This window comes from Colwellia sp. RE-S-Sl-9 (assembly GCF_048296855.1).
Classification (GTDB): Bacteria; Pseudomonadota; Gammaproteobacteria; order Enterobacterales; family Alteromonadaceae; genus Pseudocolwellia.
In genome coordinates this window covers 2,650,922-2,669,947 of sequence record NZ_CP182631.1, presented here as the reverse complement: position 1 = coordinate 2,669,947, position 19,026 = coordinate 2,650,922, and the positions used below count along the sequence as shown (strand labels likewise).

The following is a 19,026-nucleotide window of genomic DNA, read 5'->3' as shown; positions in this document are numbered from 1 at the left end:
GACATGAAAAAAATATCGTGTCATCGAGGTGTGGCGCTTATTACGGTTATGCTAGTGGTTGCTCTTGCGGCAATACTTGCTACGCAAATGACAGCCAAACTCCAACTCCAGCTTCAACGTAGCGCCAATATAGAAGCTAACCAACAAGCTTATTGGTTAGCTATGGGAGCTGAAGCTTTTGCAAAACGCGTACTTATTATGTCGTTTGATGGTGACGAAAGCGTTACTCATTTAGGGCAACTATGGGCACAAGGTGAAAATACCTACCCAGTAGAATATGGCGAAATAACGGGTGAAATTACAGATCTACAGTCTTGTTTCAATTTAAATGCGTTACGCATAACGGATAGTGTTGCAACATCGCCTTCACCAACCAATGTTAGTAGTGGTAAAAACTTGCCTGCTGAAGCACTTGAAAGGCTTATATTGGCTATTGGCATTGAAAACGTAAGTAGTTTTGAAGCTAAAGATATGGTGTCTGCCTTAACCGATTGGGTAGACGAGAATGGCATAGTTACAAATAGTGGTGGAGCTGAAGACAGCGAATACTCATCAAAAGAGTATCCTTATTTGTCTGCTAATAACTTTTTAGGTAGTTTTAACGAGCTACGTGTAGTTGAGCATTTTACCTTAGAGGCAATAGAAGAATTGAAGCCTTATGTATGTGTAATACCTAACTCTAACTTACATAAAATTAATGTGAATACGATAAACGCCGATCATTCTGAAATACTGTCAGCTTTATTTGATATATCGAGTAGCGAAGCTGAAGAAATTATTTCAGGGCGTGGTGATGAAGGGTATAAAAAAGTTGACGATGTGTTTTTATTACCGCAAATAGCTAAACATAAGTTAACCCAAGAACAAAAAGATCAGCTGGTTGTTGATAGCGAATATTTTAAACTGAAAACTAAAACAACCTTTAACGATAGTTATTTCTTTTTAAACAGTATTATGAAAGTTGAAAAAAATAATCAAATTAATATTATTAGCCGCACCATAGGACGTGACTAATGTCAGAAACTCTATTTATTCGACTGGGTAGCCAAGAGCATGATCCCATTCAATGGTTGATATGGTCGGATCAACAACACGAAGTTATTGCCAGTGGTGATTTACATCATGCTAGCGACTTAACACATTTAACGGAAAAAGCAGAACAACGTAAAGTTGTTGGTTTTGTGCCTGCCAGTGCTATTGCTCTAAAACGTTTAAAAGTACCGGCTAAATCGACACGAGCAATGCAAGCAGCTGCTCCTTATATGCTTGAAGATGATCTTGCGCAAGATGTAGAGTCGCTGTTTTTTGCTTATGGCAACGTCAGCAAAGATAAAGACGATAATAATTGTTTTACGGCTGCAGTTGATCGTGAACAGCTTATACGTTGGAAAACATGGTTAAGCCAAGCCGACATCAAATGTAAAACCTTAATTCCTGACGTACTCGCTATGCCATTTACTGAGGGTCAATGGAGTGCAATCACGTTAAACAACCAAATCCTTCTTAGACAAGGGATATGGCAAGGTTTAGTGGTTGAAGCTAACGTCTGGGCGCTCATAAGTCAGCAATGGGTTAATACCAAAACAAAAGAGTTAGATGCAAGCGAATTAGAGCAAGTTGATGATGAGAACGAAGATCCAATAAACATATCTATTAACGCTTATGCTACTTTACCTGAAACGTTAAATATTGACGTTAACGCCATGCCTGAAGAGCTTCCGTTAGCTTTACTTGCTCAGCATGTTGATACTAAATTAGTTAATTTGCTACAAGGCGAATTTCAAGTTAAAGAAAAGCGTTCAGCTAACTACAGTACTTGGTTATGGGTAGCAGGAATTGCAGCTATCGCTTTAGTAACCAATGTTGCTTTAAAAGGTGCTGAGTTAATTAAATTAAATAATCAAACGGCAGCGATAGAAAAAGAAATTATACAGGTATATAAAGACGCTTTTCCTTTAACAAAAAAAGTGCGTATCTCAACCATTAAATCCCAGCTTAATCGTAAATTATCTGAAGTAGGTGGAACAGCATCATCTCAAGGTGATTTTTTAGTTATGCTTAATAAAGTAGAGCCTGCATTTAGCGAAGTTACTGTATTAAAACCAGAGTCAATGAAGTTTGACGCGAAAAGAAATGAATTAAGAGTTCAAGCGGTATCGACTAATTATCAGTCATTTGAAAAGTTTAAACTTGCTTTAGAAAAACAAGACTTGAGTGTATCTCAAGGTGCGCAGAATAACTTAGATGATCAAGTTTCTGGTTCATTTACTATTTCTGCTAAAGGGAGTCGATAATGAAAGAACGTTGGTTACAACTGAATATTCGCGAGCAAAGATTAGTTATTGCTATGGCGAGCGTTGTATTATTTTTTATTTTATATAGCGCTATTTGGGCCCCTTTAAATAAAAATATTGATTTAGCGACTAAGAAAGTAGAGCGTCAACAAAAACTATTAACCTTAGTGCACGAAGGCACAGCTAAATACAAAAGTGCAGTAGGTGCAGGAAAGTCGCACAATCGTAATGCAAGTTTATCAAGTATTGTTAATAAAACAGCAGGGCGCAGCCAAATTACGATAGCTCGTATGCAGCCACAAGGTGACGATTTACAAGTATGGATTGATGAAGTTCCCTTTAACAACTTACTTACATGGTTAGAAAAACTATCAGATAAAGAAGGTGTAACAGTAAAATCTATAGATATTACTCACGCACAAAAAGCAGGCGTTGTTAAAGTAAGACGATTGCAATTAGGAAGAAGTTAATGAAAAAATGGTTTATAGGTACGGCAGTTTTTATTTTAGTTTACCTATTTTTTATGGTGTCGCAAACGCCGGCTCAGTGGGTTGTTAATCAAATATCATTGCCTAAAAACATTGCCTTGCAAGGTGTTAAAGGCTCTATTTGGCAAGGAAGTATCAAACGTATTATTGTAGACGGTTATAGTATTAATGACGTAAATATTGAAGTTAGCTTGCTTTCACTCTTAATGTTTAACCCAAGTGTTGATGCAACTTTTGGTGGAGCTTTAGTTAACGGGCCTGAAGGTAAAGTAAGCTTAAGTCATTTATTTGGTGATATTGAAGTAAGTAATGGACATGCTTTAGTTGCAGCGAATGACATTGCTCAACAATTAACATTACCTATTCCATTAACCGCACAAAAATTTATTGATGTAAATATTGAAACCTTTGTAATGGGTAAACCACTTTGTCAGCAATTAAATGGTACCGTTACGTGGGATACAGCAAGTATAAAAGCATTAGATGAAAAAATTAATTTTGGTACGTTAAGCGGTAAACTTGAATGTGAAAAGGGGATCGCTAAATTCACCATTGATCCTAAAAATAATTTAGGCTTAACTTTTAGCGCTTATATTCATTCGCCTGAACGTATTTCGGGGAGTGGTTATTTAGAGCCGGGTAGTAAGTTTCCTACTGTATTAAATGAAGCTTTACCTTTCCTTGGTTCACCTGATAATAGAGGTAGGTATAAGCTTAACTTTTAGTTATTAGGTTTATTCAAAAATGGATGTGCTTTTATATCATGTAAAAGTACATCATAGTTTGTGATAGCAGGAAACTCAGTGATCACTTTTTCAGGTTGTTTACTATCAGGATTGGCAATCGCCAATAGATGTTGAATACCATATTGTTGGGCCGATTTTAATATAGGTAAACTATCGTCAACAAATAAAGTGTTACTTAATTCAAAGCCTTCTTTAGCTTGTAACCTTTGCCATAATAATTGCGACTCTTTTGTTACACCAAACTCATGAGTTGAATATAAGGTATTAAAGTACTTATCTAATTGAGTGCGTTCTATTTTAAGCGCTAAGCTATCTGGATGAGCATTTGTTACAAGTACAACGTTTCTGCCGGTTTCTTTTAAAGCAACTAAAAAGTGATGAGCATCCTCGCGTAATTTTATAAGGTGTTGAACCTCTTTTTTTAAGTCAGTAATAGATAATTGTGTTTGTTCAGCCCAGTAGTCTAAACAATACCAATCTATTGTTCCTTCAACTTTTTTATAATGGCAGGTTAATTTATGCTTAGCTTCGTCTATACTTATTTGAGCCGATTCGCTATATCGAAGCGGTAAATGATGAAGCCAAAAATGATTGTCAAAATGAAGATCGAGTATGGTGCCATCCATATCCAGTAAAACAGTTGAAATATTTGACCAATCAAGCATAGATTTTTTCCTAATAACCCGTTTATTATAGGATTATATATAAAGTTATCATGCTATTCTAAATGAATTAGCGCTATCGAGTAAGGTACTTATTACAATGGGAAAAAAGCTCCCCACTATTGATGACCGAAAATTGGTCGCAAAAAGTCGATTATTCTCAATTGAACAGCTAGAACTTACCTTTAGTAATGGTGTCAAAAGACAGTACGAGCGCATGCAAGGTGCTGGCAGAGGGGCTGTTATGATAGTCGCTATGCAAGATGAAGATACCGTATTGTTGGTACGTGAGTATTGTGCAGGTACACATACTTATGAGCTTGGTTTTCCTAAAGGGTTGATTGACCCAGGAGAAAGCCCTGAAGTAGCTGCAAACCGAGAGCTAAAAGAAGAAATAGGTTTTGGCAGTGAAGATCTTACCGAAATTAAAAAAGTTGCAATGGCACCCGGTTTTTTTGCAGCAAGTATGAACATTTTTATCGCAACTCACCTTTATGAAGAACGTTTAGAAGGTGATGAACCAGAAGAACTAGACGTAGTACCTTGGAAACTCAGTGAATATAAGTCGTTACTTGCTCAACCCGATTTTAACGAGGCACGAAGCATCGCAGCACTTATGTTAGTAAAAGATTATTTAAGTGGATCCCATGAATAACGAAGAACTTCTTTCTATCGCAATAGAAAGCGCGAAAAAAGCAGGTGTAGAAGTAACTAAACATTACCAAAACGGAGATTACACCTCTGAAATTAAGGAAGATAATAGCCCCGTAACTAGCGCTGATATAGCCGCTAACGATGTGTTAATGGCTGAGTTGCAAAAACGTACCCCTAATATTCCTATTATTTCTGAAGAAATAGGTGCGTTAACACTTGAGCAGCGTAGTCAGTGGAAACAATATTGGTTGTTAGATCCTATTGATGGCACTGGCGAATTTATTTTAGCCAGTGGCGATTTTGCGGTAAATGTGGCTTTAGTTGAAAATGGTTGGCCAAGTATTGGTGTTATACATGCGCCCGATCATAATATGACCTACTACGCACAAAGTGGTGTAGGTGCGTTTAAAGAAACATCGGAAGGTACCACTAAAATTCAGGTGGCTGAATACGACGATAACCGTCCGATAAAGGTTGCGGTTAGCCGAAGACAAAAGTTAAATTTAATGGGGCAATACCTTAATAATGAATTTGACTATGAGTATGTGCCATTAGGAAGTTGTTCGTTAAAAAATGCATTAATAGCAGAAGGTTTAGCCGATTGTTATTTACGCATTGGACCAACTGGTGAATGGGATACGGGGGCAAGCCATTGCATTTTAGAGCAAGCGGGTGGCTCAATTATCGACAGTGAATTTATTCCATTAAGTTATAACAAAAGAGACAGTCTACTTAATCCTGACTTTATGTCATTAGGCTCTGCTGATATTCCTTGGGATAAAATAGTAAAACCTCATTCGGCTCGTCGCGATTAATTACTATCCCCCTAATAATGAAGAAGAGCTACTCTAACTCTTCTTTTTCTTCTTCAAATTGATCTGCAGGTATTATATTCACTGTTTCATGAAGCTCTGAATACACCAAAACTGCAGTGCCTAATGTTAACTGTTTACGTACTTGTTCTACTTTTTCTTCAATAGAAACATCTTCAGCGCCGTACTCTGTACCTTCTCGTAAAACAAATTCTTTAATAATGCTAAATAATGTTTCTGAATTTAAGTCTTTAAAGGGAATAATCATAAATAGTCCTGTAAAAATTTGGGAACTCTAGTCTCTAACCAATATATAGGTTTAAAGCCTTTGTGAGCTGTGTTACTTGAAAGAAAACCAACATGTCCGCCATGAGTTGAAACTTCGAATGTTATGTTTTCTGGCAAAGAGTCTATATGGGTAATATGTTCATGAGATAAAAAAGGATCGTCTTCTGCGTGAATAATTAAACAAGGTTGAGTTATCGCACTGAGTACGTTAATGCCGCTCGACTCATTGTAGTAATGTTCTGCGCTGGTAAAGCCATTTAATGGGGCTGTTACGCTATTATCAAAGTCACGCATTGTTTTTAGTTGTTTTAGCGCGTTTAACGAAATATGTTTAATGAGACCTAGTTTAATTTTTTCTTCGGTGCTGTGTTTTAACATATCAATCAAATACTTTTGATATATTTTAGAAGAGCCTTTATTGATTTTTGCGCTGCAACTCGCTAAATGTAATGGTGCACAAATAACGGTAGCGCAAACATAAGGAGAGTTTTCAGCTTCAGCTAAATATTTAGTTAATACATTACCTCCTAATGAATAACCAACAATAGCTAATTTACATTGTTGATAACGTGTTCTTAGTTGTTCAGAAAAATAATGAATATCGCAGGTATAACCCGAGTGATACGAATGTGCTAATCGGTTAGGTTTGCTACCACAACCCCGAAAATGAATTAACACCGCAATCCAGCCTTGTTGTTTAATTGCCTTAAACATACTTTTTATATAATGACTGTGCTGCGAGCCCTGCAAGCCATGTAATAAAACAATAATAGGCTTAGTGTTATTGGCCTGTGGTATTTCTGTCCATGCTAAATCAACGAAGTCGCCATCAGGTAACTCAAGTACTTCATTAACCGTTGAGGTCATCTCTTTACGATTAAGATATTTAGCCAGCATCGTTTGTACATGAGGGTTTGATAACCATTTAGCAGGTTTGAAGTTACTCGATTGAAACATGAAATAGCACGGGTTGAACAAAGTTACGTTATTGTAATGAAAAACAGCAGCGAAAACTGTATTTAACCTAAACTTGGTTTAAGAGACTCTTAATGTATTGAAATACAAGAAAAAATAGTTTTATTGAGCCTCTAGCTTGCTAGTTTTTCTTAATTTAAGGCAAATTTCGCGTCAATAGTAGTCTATTGCAAGTAAATTTAACGCAGAAGTTAGGAAAAATAGCTGCTAGAGAAGTATTTATTAAACCGAGTTTAGGTTATTTAGTTTTTATGATATGTAAGAGGGAATGAATTTACGCAATAGATTTGAGGTCATTTAAACTAAGGAGAGAAGTTAAGCTCTCCTCAATTGATTCGTGTAGTTTGCTTGTTGATTAATAGAGTTAGTGTAAATTCATCCATTATCATGAATTTTTTTCATGAAATAGAAAACATAAAATCCACAAATACCGAATAAAATCAGTAGGCCAACAAGTGAATATACGGCAACAGGGTCACTCAATAATAGGCTGAAAACGTTCATAAGAACCTCTCGTTAGTTAAAAGCTTAAACACATTTTAACTAACGCAACTGGTTTATATGATGATGTAGATCAAGAGTCTTTTAATTATACTCGTAACCAATCAATATGCGTATGAATGGTTACGGGTAATAAAACGAATCTTTAATAAGCTTTTTGATTGGCTATTTTAGCTTTTATTTCTTCACGTCTCACAATTTGTGCACGTATAGTTTCGGCTTCTTCTCTTATTTCTTTAATTGCGTCTGAACCTAAATTACGTTCATCCATTTCTAAGCTTTTTTTCGCTAAAGCATAACCATTTCGATAAGCGATAATATTCCAAAGATATGATTTTTCGTTACTTTTAGGTACGCCTTTACCTTCAAAGTACATTAATGCTAAGTTAAATTGTGCTAAAGCATAGTTCTGGTCTGCGGCTTTTTCATACCAACGAGAAGCTTTTAAGTAATCGCGGCTTACACCTTCGCCGTTGTAATACATAACGCCTAAATTAAACTGAGCTCTTGCTAGATCTTTATTCGCGGCTTTTTCAGTTAACGTAAATGCGGTTTTTAAATCTTTAGTTACACCTTCACCTGCTGAATACATAAGAGCAAGGCTAAATAGCGCATCAGGGTAGTTTTGTGAAGCCGCTAACGAAAATAATTCAAATGCTTTGGTTGCGTTTTTTTGAACGCCGTAACCGTTTTGGTAAATTAATGCCATTTGATACTGTGCAGGCGAGTAACCTTCTTTTACAAGAGGTTCAAATTCTTTTATTGCCGCTTTAAATTCTCCGCGGTTTAATTGAAAAATACCTAATTCTAAATCGCCATCATAACTAAAAGCTGAAAAACTGGTGGCTAAACTGAAAAAGATACATAGTAGTGAGCGCGTTTTCATTATTTACTCCTTATTTATGTGCATATACTTATAAAGTTTATATACAATAAATAGTTAAATGAACCATTATGGTTAATGTATTATTGATTTTACGTATTAATTACAGTGTAGCAACAATATTGACATTAATCTTGTGACATTTTTTAAGTCATCTATTCCGGTATATCTGACATAACTGCTTCAATTTGTTCTTCTAAGTCAAGCCATTGCATTTCGTTTTCTTCAATTTCAGATTTTAAATGGGCTTGTTTTTTAATGAGTTCATTTAAACGTGCTTTATGTTCAGCTTGGTAAATATCAGGGTCGGCTAATATGGCTTCAACCTCGTCTAATTCAGCTTGAAACTGTGTAACCTTTTTTTCAAATTTATCGGCTTGTTTTTTTAGTGGTGCTGCTTTTTTTCTTAGTTCAGCTTGTTCTCTGCGCTGTTGTTTTTTATCAACGCTTGAATCGTTATCACTGTTACTTGTGTTTGTTTTAGCATTTTTAAGGGTGAGCTTTTTTTCGTCGTTTAGCCATTGTTGGTAATCATCAATATCGCCGTCAAAATCTTGCACAGCATTATTGGCAACGATATAAAATTCGTCAACACACGACTCAAGCAAATACCTGTCATGGGCAATTAATATAATAGCGCCATCAAAGTCTTGCAGTGCAAGCACTAAGGCTTGACGCATTTCTAAATCTAAATGGTTGGTGGGTTCATCAAGTAATAGTAATTGTGGCTTTTCTAATACGATAAGCGCTAACACTAAGCGTGCTTTTTCACCGCCTGACATAGTACCAACAGAATCCAAAGCTTGATCGCCACTAAAACCAAAACGTCCTAAAAACGAGCGAGCTTCTAATAATGTTTTTTCAGGTTTAGCACGTAATATGTGATCGATAGCCGAGCTAGCCATATGTAATTGTTCAAGCTGATGCTGCGAAAAATAACCGACTTTAAGTTCTTGTGCGCAGTAACGTTCGCCTTGCATTAGCGCAAGTTCGCCTGCTAAAGATTTGATTAACGTTGACTTACCTGCACCGTTTCGCCCTAATAATCCTATACGGCTACCTGGTACTAAGGTCATATTTACTGAGCTTAAAATAATGGTTTCTTGATTATAACCACAGTCACTATCTGTTAATGAAAGTAACGGGTAAGGCAAGCTATCAGGCTTTTCGAAGCTAAACGTAAATTGGCTGTCTACATGTGCTGGCGCTAAATCAGGTAATTTTTGTAATCGTTTTAAGCGACTTTGTGCTTGTTTGGCTTTACTGGCTTTTGCTCTAAAGCGATCTACAAACGAGGTAAGGTGAGCCACTTCTTTTTGTTGCTTTTGGTATTGAGCATCTTGCTGGGCTAAATGCTCGGCACGTTGTCTTTCAAAAGCGGTGTAGTTACCAGCGTATAGTTTAGCTTGTTTGTGTTCTATATGAAGTATTTGGCCAATAACATCATCAAGAAAATCACGATCATGAGAAATAAGTACTAAGGTGCCAGTAAAACGTTTTAGCCAACGCTGTAACCAAATGACTGCGTCTAAATCTAAATGGTTAGTGGGTTCATCAAGTAATAACAGATCCGCTCGGCTGATCAAGGCTTGCGCTAAGTTTAAACGCATTCGCCAACCACCTGAAAAGGCTTTTACTGGGTTTGCCAGTTGTGGCTGTAAAAAACCTAAACCGTGTAATAACTCCCCAGCTCTTGCGGGTAAGCTGTAACCGTTAATGGTATCTATTTGGTTAATAATGGTAGCTTCAAGTGCACCGTTATCGTCTGCTCGTGCTTGTTCTAATTTTGCTTCAAGCTGACGAAATTCTTTATCGCCATCCATTACGTAATCAAGGGCAGACTGTTCTAAAGCAGGCGTGTCTTGTTTTACGGTAGCTATGCTCCAACTACTTGGCATAGACAAATCACCAGTATCCGGTTGAAGATCGCCAAGCAATGCTGCAAATAAAGAAGACTTACCACATCCATTCGCACCAACTAATCCTACTTTATGATTAGGATGAATAGTAAAGCTAGACCCTGCAATGAGGTTTTTTGTACCTCGGTCTAAGCCCAAATCGTTGGCAGTAATCAATGTATTATTCCTTCTTTAAAGTTAAGATGGGTATTGTCGCTTTTCCTATAGGTGTTATTCAAGGTAAAATACGTGTCTTGAATAAACTTAATTTAATAAAAGAGTTTCTATTTTGAAAAAACGTTTTATTGCGGGTGCAATTTGTCCAAAGTGTAAAGCTATGGACACCTTGTCTTTAACGAAAGAACAAGGTGTTGAAAAAGTAACGTGTGTTACTTGTGGCGAAACCATGACACAACCAGAAGAGCAAGTTGCCAAAGAAGTTAGACCTTATGAACAGGTTATAGGTGTGTTCAAGCAAGATTAAGCTCTACTAATAATGAGGTGGCGGTGGCTCAATGTCTTGTTCGCCAGATTGTTGAGGAGCAGAAGAATCTTTAATACGAGCAGCAATTAAGGTTAATTGGTGCTGTAATTCAGCTATTTGTGATTGATGAACGGTTATCTCGTCATTGAGTTGTTCAATTACGTCGTCTTGAAAAGCGTTACGTGATTCTAATGCTTCAATACGTTGTTCTAAATTTGTTTCAGGCATAATTATTTTATTTGCCATAATTCGGCATATCCAGAAGAGCTTTCAGTAATAATGTGGCTATTATCCCGAAAAGCGACGCTGTAAACAACTGCGCCGGCAGGTCTAATGTCATCTCTTGGTGTTACATGCCAACTTTCTTTACGTTTACCGGTTTTTATATCCCATAAACTGACTTTACGCGAAGGTGCTCCGGTGAGTAATTGAGTGCCATCGTCAGAAAACTGAATGGAGCTAAATACTTCTTGTCTATTGGTATATTGTAATTGACTGATGAGCTTCCCTGTTTTTAAATCCCAAATATTAGCGTCTTTTTTACTGTCTGCAGTAAAGGCATATCTACCTTTAGGATCTAAAGCCACTTTGGTGACTCTACTTGGGTGATTAAAACGATAAATAACTTGGCCTGACAAAGTGTCCCATACATAAGCAACAAAATCGTTCGCGCCCGAAAGTGCTATTCTGCCATTGGGTAGCATATCAACAGAGTTTACTTTTTCTGTATGGCCTAAAAATTCTAATCGTCTACCTGAATCAATCGTTACATGTAAAACTGTACCGTTAGTTTTTCCTACAAGTACGTGTTCACCGTTATTTGATAGGGCGATATCTCTTATGGTGGAGTCTCGTACTTGCCAATAACCTTCAGACTGACCATTAGTTATATTCCATAAAGCAAAGTTTTTGCTACTTGCTGTTAATACATAGCGATTGTCGTTTGCAATATCGATAGCCAGTACTAAATTGTCGGCACTGTCTTGTTGCTGAGACCAGTTAAACTTTAATGCGTTTTTTTCTAAGTCCCATAAACTAATACCATGATGAATAGAAGATACCGCGCTATATTGACCATTATTTGAAATATTTGCCGCATAAGCACCTTCAACTGAATGTTGCCAACGTTCAATAGGTGTACTTGAATTTGGTTGGCAGGCACTCAATATCATTATCAATATCGTCGATAGATACCATCTGTTACATTTATACAAAATATTAATACTTTTCACTGTCGGTATTTATGGTTAGTATAAGCCGCAATGATTAACAATACATAACTAAAAACGTTGTCTTGAAGGATTAATCCCCACTGGACAAGTATATGGAGAAATACATGAGATTTTTTAAACCGACTTTAGTCGCTGTTGCACTTGTTGCTGTAATGGGTTGTCAAGAAAAGGCACCTGTAGAAAAAGAATTAGTACTTGATACTGATGTACAAAAACAAGCGTACAGCTTAGGTGCTTCAATTGGTATGTACATGGATCGTAACCTTGAAGAACAAACTAAAATGGGTGTTACGTTAGACCAAGAAATTATCTTAAAAGGTTTTACTGATAGCTTAGCGGGTAAATCTCAAATAGAAAAAGAAGAAATTCAAACTATTTTGATGGGCTTAGATCAACAGATGAAAGCTAAACAGCAAGAACTTGCAACTAAAGAAGCTGAAGCAAGCAAAGCTGAAGGTGTGGCTTACTTAGAAGCCAACGCTAAAAAAGAAGGCGTAATGGTTACTGAATCAGGTATTCAATACAGCGTAATCACTGAAGGTGAAGGCGATAAGCCAGCAGCTACAGATACTGTAAAAGTTCATTACAAAGGTACGTTAATTAATGGCGAACAGTTTGATAGTTCATACGACCGTGGCGAACCAGCTGTATTCCCATTAAACCGTGTAATTCCAGGTTGGACTGAAGGCGTACAATTAATGACTGTAGGTTCTAAATACAAATTTACTATTCCGTCAGACTTAGCATACGGACCAGCAGGTAGCCCTCCACGTATTCCTGGTAACTCAGTATTAGAATTTGAAATTGAATTATTAGAAATTCAAAAAGCAGAAGCTCCAGCGCAAGTAGGTGAGTAATTCTGTAGTGTAAACATAATGCTTTAAGATTATGTTCTACAATAAAAAACGAGCTTTAATAGCTCGTTTTTTTGTGCGCTTTTACTTATTTTATACCAAATGCATTAATACATGCTTTATTGATATTTAGCTTCTTGAAGCACTTTGTAAAAGACTGTCTTCTAATTCAAACCGTTGTTCTAAATGTTTACCTAAAAGTGATAAATTGTCGTCAAACGCATTCAGGTGTTCTTCTAGAATGGTTTCGGCGTATTTATCGTTAAACTGTAAGGCTAAATCAGTTGATACAAGTATTTTAGGATAAATTTCATGTAAATAAGGAGAGCTGTCGTAAGCGGAATACTGATACGCGCTTATTATTTTCTCAAAAATATCAAAATGGCCCGCTGAAATGTAGTCCATCAATATTTGACAAAAATGTTTAATGTAAAAGCTTTGTGGTAACGCGCCCTCATTTTGTTCATTAGGAGTAAGTCCAGCGAGGTCACAATATGCTATTAGTACTTTATGTCTTTCTAATAGCCAGTTATTAATTGTTTGCTCATTTAGCTCCAAAACCTGATTAATAATCTCTGTTTTAATTTGCATACTTCGTCCTTAACTATTGCCATAGAAAAGTAAGCATTGTTCACATAGTTGAAAAAAGCAACAAAATAACATCTGATCAGATGAGTGAATAGAGGAACAATCTTTATTACAAAGATTGTTCTAATACATTCACTAAGCGAGCAGAGGCTTGTAACATTCTAGTTTCTAATATTATTTTATGCTTTTGTTGATAATTATTAGGTAACTTTATAGTGCCTTTAGTTGTCGCTGTACAATAGTTATTTTCATCTATGGCGCAATATAAAACACTCGGTAAACGAGTAATGGTTAACGATTCAGTTGCCCATGTATAAACCGAATCTTTTTGCCATGTAGCAATAGGCGACTTTTCCCATTGGTTAGACAAGCTATTATGTAAGCGCGTAAATAGCGCTGCATTATTTGCCTTTGATTTTGGATACAGTAAACATTCATCCCATAACCAATGCATGTTATTACATTTAGCATGTTCGATTGAAATTTTAGTGCGATTACCGCCCATATCACTCGCAAAGTTAACATGCATAGGCTGATGAATATCGCCAAGCCAATGGCCTAAAAACATAAGGGCTTGTAGCTTTCTCCACGAGGTAGGTAGTTCTTTTAACTGTTTTGTATGTAGTGTTACGGCTGAAGTAACACAGTTTGTTTGGCAAGTTTCAGGCGTAACCTTGGTTTGATTTCGGGCCACATTCACGTAATGCCATTTTTTGTATTTGTCGTAAGACTTGTCTTTTTTAATCGCATCAGCCCAAGTACATGTGTCTGCAAATGAAATAGCAGAATTTGCACTTTTATAATTGTACTTATTAATCAGCTTTTGATCATGCTTGGGTAGTTCTTCTAATAAAGCATTAACTCTACCCTGTGTACTAGGCGACAAATGATCGAAAGCCACCTGACAAATAACTTTATGGCCAACTTTACCTAACGCAAAAGCCTGTTGAGTAAATAATAAGAAAAAACTTAATACTAGTGTTACAGGTAAGTTGATTTTTGAACGAACTTGCATGGGGTATATTCCTTTACGATCTTAATTGAGAACAGTTAATGGATTAAATATTACAAGAAAACCGTTAGCTTACGTAGACAAAATTTATATCGAACGTAATATAGCTAAAGTTAACCTTATATGATGAACTAAATTTTACAAAGTGAATAACTTGGCTGCTTCTTCTATACCAGAACCTTTAACTACTGAACCTACGCAATTGAACTCTTCAATTATCGCTGGCCCTGTTGTACGACATTGTAATGTATCGCAGCTTAACTTTTGGTTGGTAACCACGCAAGCTTACGATTTTAAGTTTAAGCTGTATCGTAGTAATGAAGTAAAAACAGAGAATGTTGAAGGTGTAAGTGAACACTCACACCAGTTATTACTTGAAACTAAACTAAGCGCTTCAAAAACAGATTCATCTAAAACAGAATCAACGAGTACAACCCCCAATAAAAAAGTAAATGCTAGCCAGTTACAGCAAATCCAAATAGGTGAATCAGCATTTATTAACTTAATTACTATAGTGGCTGAAGAACATTGTTCTGAATATGCTTTTCCAGAAAACACCTTGTTATCGTACGACATTATAACTTCGGCACTTAACGGTAAAACAGAAAGTATTACCGAGTTATCTCATTTGTTATACCCAGATCAAAAGCTGCCTCACTTGGTTATTAAGCCAAGCATTGAAAACCTTTTACATGGTTCTTGTAGAAAACCCCATTACAAAAGTGAAGACGGTTTAAAACAAGTTGATTGTGTTTTACAAGCGTCTGACGTTGATAATAGACCTTCAATGCTCATTATGTCGGGCGATCAAATCTATGCCGACGATGTGGCTGGGCCAACACTTAACGCTATTCATCAAGTTATCGAGATGTTAGGTTTGTACAACGAAGAGTTTGAGTTAGATGCCGAGCTAAATAAGGGCACAGTAACTAATAGCGAATCATTGTTTAAACATCAGCATTGTTATTATCAACGACAACATCTTTTACCCACATATACAAAGCGCACACTGTTTGGTGAAAAAATACAGCTCATTTTTACTTCAGTACATGTAAACAATCATTTAATGACCTTATCAGAAGTTATGGCGATGTATTTGTTAACGTGGTCGCCAGAACTATGGGAAAAAGTAAAGTTAGCCACACCGCCGCCTAATTTATCGCAAGCACTACAAGCGGTTTATAGCAAAGAGCTTGAGGTGATCACAGATTTTCATCAAGGACTGTACGAAGTAAGAAGGGCAATGGCGCATGTACCGGTATATATGATATTTGATGATCACGACATTACCGATGATTGGAACCTAACGCGTGGCTGGGAAGAGGCCGCTTACACTAACCCATTTGCTAAACAAATTATTGGGAACGCCCTTATCGGCTATTGGTTATGCCAAGGTTGGGGCAACGCGCCCGATAAATTTACAGACCTGCTGACAAATCAAACGCAATACTTTAGCTCTAAAAAACGTGAGCATAAAACCGAATTAATAGACGCTTTATTTGATTTTGAACAGTGGAACTACAACCTAAACACCACACCTAAAATTGTAGTGTTAGACACACGCACACAACGCTGGCGATCAGAAAGTAATGAGAACAAACCTTCAGGATTAATGGATTGGGAAACACTGTCAGACTTTCAGCAAGAACTTATAAAAGAACCGAGTGTTATTGTAGTTTCTCCTGCGCCTATTTACGGCGTAAAGCTTATTGAAACCGTACAACGTATATTTACCTTATGTGGCAAGCCACTAGCGGTTGATGCTGAAAACTGGATGGCCCACTCAGGTACTGCCAATGTAATATTAAACATATTCCGAAACCCTAAAACACCACCTAACTTTATTATTTTATCAGGCGATGTACATTATTCGTTTGTATACGAAGTAACTCACCGATTCAGAAAAAACAGCGCTAAAATAATACAAGTAACCTGCAGCGGCATTAAAAATACTTTTCCTGATACTTTACTCACGGTATTAGAAAAACTAAACAAAGTACTGTATTCAACTTACTCGCCACTTAACTGGTTTACTAAACGTAGACGCATGAAAATACGTGTCCGAAAACCAAACACCAAAACTAATAGGCATTTATTTAACGGTAGTGGTATTGGTGTATTAAGGTTGAATAAAGAAAATGACGAAGTGATAACAGAATTTATCACTTCGCAAGGTAGAACTATCGAGTTTATCGAATACGATTCAGATGAAGATTAGCGGTTAAACAAAGCTTACCTATCTTTTTTTAGCTCGTTTAATGCCTGACAACAACTCATCGCTTAACACGCCTTCACGATTCACTGTTAACGGAATAAAACCACTTGGGTCGATTGTAGTCGCTAAGTTGTAGCGTATTTCTTGCTGATGATGTTCGCTAAAATAAGCCAGCAACTTGAGTAAATCAAATAAACCGACATTGGCACTTAACGCAACAGCTGTTTCACTATTGGCTTTTAATAAAGGTACTGAGCTAGACGAACCCGTCATCACCTTTTTATCTGCCACAGTTAAGTTAAACATCACGTCATCAATCGCTAAATCAAAACTGTTAGGGTTAGTCACTAATAACTTTAACGTAAAGTATTGAGAAAACCCTTTTGTTTTAGACGGTTCAATACTCAGCAAGCTTACTTCAGGGGTTTTAATAGGGCTAATGCTGGCGCAACTGGTAAGCAATATACAAAATAAAGCGAAAAACATACTCCATGTACGCATTATATAATTCCTTAAGGTAAATAGTGTGTTAATCAAAAAGCTAATGTAGCACGCAGCCTTTTTAAATTCGAGAATAAGTATTGTGAGAGGATCAATAGAGATGATTTTACTGTTGATATAAGTTTGGAGGCTTTTGTGTGGAAGTGTATGTAAGTTGTAAAGTTAAGTTTGTGATCAGAATTCTAATTTTAGTCGTCATGTTTACGGTATCGACATGAGACTAAGACGTGTCGATGTTTCTTGTTTTTGTAAACACGAGGGTGAAGTAAAATTGAACCTTTTAGTTTATGTTAATTCTTATTAACATATTGGAAATTTAATACGTGATATTTAGATAGAATTAAATGTTTTGTTTATGCTATTTTCTCACCTTTTTACAATAAAAAGTGATTACTGATTTTATTTTTCAACGTTAAAAATAAGCTGTTACAAATAAAAAGGCCTTACCAAAGGTAAGGCCATAAATGCTCGCTGTATTGGCTTGTAAATCAAGCTTCTTATTATTGATACTACTTTATTATTGTTATTATTTGTTACTATTTATTGTTGTTATTTGTTAGCACGGAACAATTTATAGCAAAGGGATCTAGGCTATGCAACAACTTTAATAGAGTATATACACCACGACTATTTTCGTACATTGGTGCGTTTTTTATTCGTTAAATTATTGTTAATTAATTAATTTCAATAATTACAGCCGTTTAATAAAAAACCAGTTAGGTCAATAACGTAAATTATGATTTGTTTTTATTGTGAATATAGAAGAAAAAAAATTGTAGTGTTAGAATATTAGCACTTAATAATAGAGAATTTCTTTGATGACTGAATTACAAAACGACAATTATTTACGTGCATTATTACGCCAACCAGTAGATTACACTCCCGTATGGATGATGAGGCAAGCTGGACGTTATTTACCTGAATACAGAGAAGTGCGTAAAGGTGCTGGTGATTTTATGTCGGTTTGTCGTAATGCCGAGTTAGCATGTGAAGTAACTATTCAACCGCTTCGTCGATTTAAATTAGATGCGGCTATTTTATTTAGTGATATTTTAACTATTCCTGATGCTATGGGTTTAGGTTTATATTTTGAAACGGGCGAAGGTCCTAAGTTTGAACGTCCCATTACCTGTAGAGCTGATATAGAAAAAATTGGCGTGCCCGATCCGGAAGATGAATTAGGTTATGTAATGAATGCCGTACGTACTATTAGAAAAGAATTAAACGGTAGTGTGCCGTTGATTGGCTTTTCGGGTAGCCCATGGACATTAGCAACTTATATGATTGAAGGTGGAAGTTCTAAAGCTTTTACTAAAATCAAAAAAATGATGTTTTCAGACCCGCAATCATTACACCTATTGTTAGATAAGTTAGCTGATTCTGTTATTAGTTATTTGAATGCTCAAATTGCTGCGGGTGCTCAATCTGTAATGGTATTTGACACGTGGGGCGGTGTGTTGTCTCCTCGTGATTATAAAGATTTCTCTTTACAATATATGGCTAAAATTGTTGATGGTTTAACGCGTTATGCTGACGGTCGACAAGTTCCTGTTACATTATTTACTAAAAATGGCGGTATGTGGTTAGAAGATATTGCTGCTACAGGTTGTGATGGTGTTGGTTTAGATTGGACTATTGATATTGAATCAGCGAAAGCGAGAATAGGCGATAAGGTTGCTTTACAAGGTAATATGGATCCTTCAATGCTTTATGCTCCGGTTGAGCGTATTGAGGAAGAAGTTGCTAAGATTTTAGCTGGCTTTGGTAATGGTGGTACAGGTCATGTATTTAATTTAGGGCATGGCATACACCCAGATGTAAACCCTGAACATGCGGGTCACTTTATTGAGTCGGTTCATCGTTTAAGTAAGCCTTACCATAAGTAAGCTGATGTAAAATTATTTAATAACACAATTTATTTTTATGTTGTTGTGTGAAA

Annotated in this window: 21 protein-coding genes; 10 read left to right on the top strand and 11 right to left on the bottom strand. The window is 36.4% G+C overall.

The window, feature by feature from the left end; all coding sequences use genetic code 11:
• Positions 1 to 3: 3 nt before the first annotated feature.
• Genes gspK through ACM9HF_RS11425 form a run of 4 tightly spaced genes read left to right on the top strand, consistent with a single transcriptional unit; the run spans position 4 to position 3,507 of the window.
• Entirely contained in the window at positions 4 to 1,014 is a 1,011-nt protein-coding gene (gene gspK / locus ACM9HF_RS11440) for a type II secretion system minor pseudopilin GspK (protein ID WP_473608119.1), read from the top strand.
• Positions 1,014 to 2,294, top strand: coding sequence for a type II secretion system protein GspL (gspL, locus tag ACM9HF_RS11435; protein ID WP_473608116.1), 1,281 nt, complete (start codon positions 1,014 to 1,016; stop codon positions 2,292 to 2,294). The genes gspK and gspL overlap by 1 nt, the downstream gene beginning before the upstream one ends.
• A complete protein-coding gene (locus tag ACM9HF_RS11430) occupies positions 2,294 to 2,764 on the top strand; it encodes a type II secretion system protein M (protein ID WP_473608112.1) in 471 nt (156 codons plus the stop codon). The genes gspL and ACM9HF_RS11430 overlap by 1 nt, the downstream gene beginning before the upstream one ends.
• The gene (locus ACM9HF_RS11425) at positions 2,764 to 3,507 is read left to right on the top strand and encodes a type II secretion system protein N (protein WP_473608109.1); all 744 of its coding nucleotides are present in this window, start codon (positions 2,764 to 2,766) and stop codon (positions 3,505 to 3,507) included. Before ACM9HF_RS11430 ends, ACM9HF_RS11425 begins: the two co-directional genes overlap by 1 nt.
• Here ACM9HF_RS11425 and yrfG read toward each other — a convergent pair.
• Positions 3,504 to 4,193, bottom strand: a complete 690-nt coding sequence (gene yrfG, locus ACM9HF_RS11420; RefSeq protein WP_473608105.1) for a GMP/IMP nucleotidase — start codon at positions 4,191 to 4,193, stop codon at positions 3,504 to 3,506. The two genes, ACM9HF_RS11425 and yrfG, sit on opposite strands and share 4 nt — an antisense overlap.
• Before the next feature lie 97 nt (positions 4,194 to 4,290).
• Here yrfG and nudE point away from each other — a divergent pair, with 97 nt between their 5' ends.
• Together nudE and cysQ are read left to right on the top strand one after the other, a co-directional pair.
• On the top strand, positions 4,291 to 4,845 hold the full coding sequence (gene nudE / locus ACM9HF_RS11415) for an ADP compounds hydrolase NudE (protein WP_473608100.1): 555 nt from the start codon (positions 4,291 to 4,293) through the stop codon (positions 4,843 to 4,845).
• Positions 4,838 to 5,659 carry a 3'(2'),5'-bisphosphate nucleotidase CysQ gene (gene cysQ / locus ACM9HF_RS11410; protein WP_473608096.1) on the top strand — a complete coding sequence of 274 codons (822 nt, stop codon included), beginning with the start codon at positions 4,838 to 4,840 and terminating at the stop codon, positions 5,657 to 5,659. The genes nudE and cysQ overlap by 8 nt, the downstream gene beginning before the upstream one ends.
• A gap of 28 nt (positions 5,660 to 5,687) precedes the next feature.
• On the opposite strand, the gene ACM9HF_RS11405 is transcribed toward cysQ, so the two are convergent.
• From ACM9HF_RS11405 to ACM9HF_RS11385, 5 genes are all read right to left on the bottom strand, one after another.
• Positions 5,688 to 5,924 carry a YheU family protein gene (locus tag ACM9HF_RS11405; RefSeq protein WP_473608092.1) on the bottom strand — a complete coding sequence of 79 codons (237 nt, stop codon included), beginning with the start codon at positions 5,922 to 5,924 and terminating at the stop codon, positions 5,688 to 5,690.
• Positions 5,921 to 6,901, bottom strand: a complete 981-nt coding sequence (locus ACM9HF_RS11400; protein ID WP_473608088.1) for a hydrolase — start codon at positions 6,899 to 6,901, stop codon at positions 5,921 to 5,923. Before ACM9HF_RS11400 ends, ACM9HF_RS11405 begins: the two co-directional genes overlap by 4 nt.
• Before the next feature lie 393 nt (positions 6,902 to 7,294).
• Positions 7,295 to 7,423 carry a DUF3149 domain-containing protein gene (locus tag ACM9HF_RS11395; protein ID WP_076417271.1) on the bottom strand — a complete coding sequence of 43 codons (129 nt, stop codon included), beginning with the start codon at positions 7,421 to 7,423 and terminating at the stop codon, positions 7,295 to 7,297.
• A 142-nt stretch (positions 7,424 to 7,565) separates the two neighbouring features.
• Complete coding sequence (locus tag ACM9HF_RS11390; protein ID WP_473608081.1) at positions 7,566 to 8,306, bottom strand: tetratricopeptide repeat protein; 741 nt, start codon at positions 8,304 to 8,306, stop codon at positions 7,566 to 7,568.
• 152 nt (positions 8,307 to 8,458) lie between these two features.
• Positions 8,459 to 10,378: an ATP-binding cassette domain-containing protein gene (locus ACM9HF_RS11385; RefSeq protein WP_473608077.1), complete on the bottom strand. Its 1,920-nt coding sequence runs from the start codon at positions 10,376 to 10,378 to the stop codon at positions 8,459 to 8,461.
• Positions 10,379 to 10,490: 112 nt separating this feature from the next.
• Between ACM9HF_RS11385 and ACM9HF_RS11380 the strand changes: the two genes are divergently transcribed.
• Positions 10,491 to 10,685, top strand: coding sequence for a YheV family putative zinc ribbon protein (locus ACM9HF_RS11380; protein WP_281253028.1), 195 nt, complete (start codon positions 10,491 to 10,493; stop codon positions 10,683 to 10,685).
• Positions 10,686 to 10,691: 6 nt separating this feature from the next.
• Here the strand turns inward: ACM9HF_RS11380 and ACM9HF_RS11375 are convergent, their stop codons facing one another.
• Together ACM9HF_RS11375 and ACM9HF_RS11370 are read right to left on the bottom strand one after the other, a co-directional pair.
• On the bottom strand, positions 10,692 to 10,931 hold the full coding sequence (locus tag ACM9HF_RS11375) for a SlyX family protein (RefSeq protein ID WP_473608071.1): 240 nt from the start codon (positions 10,929 to 10,931) through the stop codon (positions 10,692 to 10,694).
• Positions 10,916 to 11,857 (bottom strand): WD40 repeat domain-containing protein, encoded by a 942-nt coding sequence (locus ACM9HF_RS11370; RefSeq protein WP_473608067.1) that lies wholly within the window; start codon positions 11,855 to 11,857, stop codon positions 10,916 to 10,918. Before ACM9HF_RS11370 ends, ACM9HF_RS11375 begins: the two co-directional genes overlap by 16 nt.
• Before the next feature lie 164 nt (positions 11,858 to 12,021).
• Here ACM9HF_RS11370 and fkpA point away from each other — a divergent pair, with 164 nt between their 5' ends.
• On the top strand, positions 12,022 to 12,774 hold the full coding sequence (fkpA, locus tag ACM9HF_RS11365) for an FKBP-type peptidyl-prolyl cis-trans isomerase (protein ID WP_473608063.1): 753 nt from the start codon (positions 12,022 to 12,024) through the stop codon (positions 12,772 to 12,774).
• Between the two features lie 126 nt (positions 12,775 to 12,900).
• On the opposite strand, the gene rsd is transcribed toward fkpA, so the two are convergent.
• Entirely contained in the window at positions 12,901 to 13,362 is a 462-nt protein-coding gene (rsd, locus tag ACM9HF_RS11360; RefSeq protein WP_473608058.1) for a sigma D regulator, read from the bottom strand.
• Positions 13,363 to 13,468: 106 nt separating this feature from the next.
• Complete coding sequence (locus tag ACM9HF_RS11355) at positions 13,469 to 14,374, bottom strand: S1/P1 nuclease (RefSeq protein WP_473608055.1); 906 nt, start codon at positions 14,372 to 14,374, stop codon at positions 13,469 to 13,471.
• A gap of 151 nt (positions 14,375 to 14,525) precedes the next feature.
• Here ACM9HF_RS11355 and ACM9HF_RS11350 point away from each other — a divergent pair, with 151 nt between their 5' ends.
• Positions 14,526 to 16,589: an alkaline phosphatase D family protein gene (locus tag ACM9HF_RS11350; protein ID WP_473608051.1), complete on the top strand. Its 2,064-nt coding sequence runs from the start codon at positions 14,526 to 14,528 to the stop codon at positions 16,587 to 16,589.
• Positions 16,590 to 16,607: 18 nt separating this feature from the next.
• On the opposite strand, the gene ACM9HF_RS11345 is transcribed toward ACM9HF_RS11350, so the two are convergent.
• Entirely contained in the window at positions 16,608 to 17,087 is a 480-nt protein-coding gene (locus ACM9HF_RS11345; RefSeq protein ID WP_473608046.1) for an LEA/WHy family protein, read from the bottom strand.
• 818 nt (positions 17,088 to 17,905) lie between these two features.
• Here ACM9HF_RS11345 and hemE point away from each other — a divergent pair.
• Positions 17,906 to 18,973: a uroporphyrinogen decarboxylase gene (gene hemE, locus ACM9HF_RS11340; RefSeq protein WP_473608042.1), complete on the top strand. Its 1,068-nt coding sequence runs from the start codon at positions 17,906 to 17,908 to the stop codon at positions 18,971 to 18,973.
• Positions 18,974 to 19,026: the final 53 nt, after the last annotated feature.